We start from the raw sequence: 511 nt of genomic DNA on the forward strand, positions 1-511 counted from the left end.
ACTTCCCGTGACCACTTTTGGCTAAAAAAACTCGGCGGTTTGGCGCTATTTCCATCTCGGCGACGCGTTCGGCGGCGGTGATCGTGTTGCGAGATGCTTTTCGCGCCATTCATCGACGGGCATGTTGCCACGGCTGAAATTGCAGCGAGAGTGAGCTGGGCGAAGATTAGCTAGGGTATCGTCGCCACCTAGTGATCGTGGTATGAGATGGTCTGCTGTGTTTGCTCCAGGCCAACCGCATAAATGGCAGATGTCACCATAGGTAGCTAGTGTCAGCGCGCGTAGCTCCACAGACCGGCGCCCACCCCACCCCCGGCTATTCATGCCTACCCCCTACTACATGCGGCCCTACAGCCCGGCTAGCAGGGCTAGATGCCCCTATGGGCTGCAAGGCTGGGTTAAGCGATTCGATCACTGTACGGGCTTCATAGCCGTCGGCAATGAGCTGCAGTGCTTGCTTTTGCCATTTGCGAAGAGCGGTCGAGCCTAGCGAGATACCAGCACGGATTAC

General features: G+C 57.3%; 2 protein-coding genes. Both read right to left on the bottom strand.

The genetic code is table 11. The annotated features are described in order from the left end of the window. Window positions 1-45 precede the first annotated feature (45 nt). The gene (locus tag A5774_RS10830; protein ID WP_082936068.1) at window positions 46-324 is read right to left on the bottom strand and encodes an HNH endonuclease; all 279 of its coding nucleotides are present in this window, start codon (window positions 322-324) and stop codon (window positions 46-48) included. After that, window positions 317-511 (bottom strand): hypothetical protein (locus A5774_RS11655; RefSeq protein WP_231892319.1); only part of this gene is annotated, 195 nt, incomplete at its 5' end. The genes A5774_RS11655 and A5774_RS10830, both read right to left, overlap by 8 nt.

This window comes from Corynebacterium sp. EPI-003-04-2554_SCH2473622 (assembly GCF_001665955.1).
Lineage (GTDB): Bacteria > Actinomycetota > Actinomycetes > Mycobacteriales > Mycobacteriaceae > Corynebacterium > Corynebacterium pseudodiphtheriticum.

Coding starts and splice junctions, on each gene's coding strand:
- A5774_RS10830 (WP_082936068.1), bottom strand. CDS start 324: ATGAATAGCCGGGGGTGGGGTGGGCGCCGGTCTGTGGAGCTACGCGCG.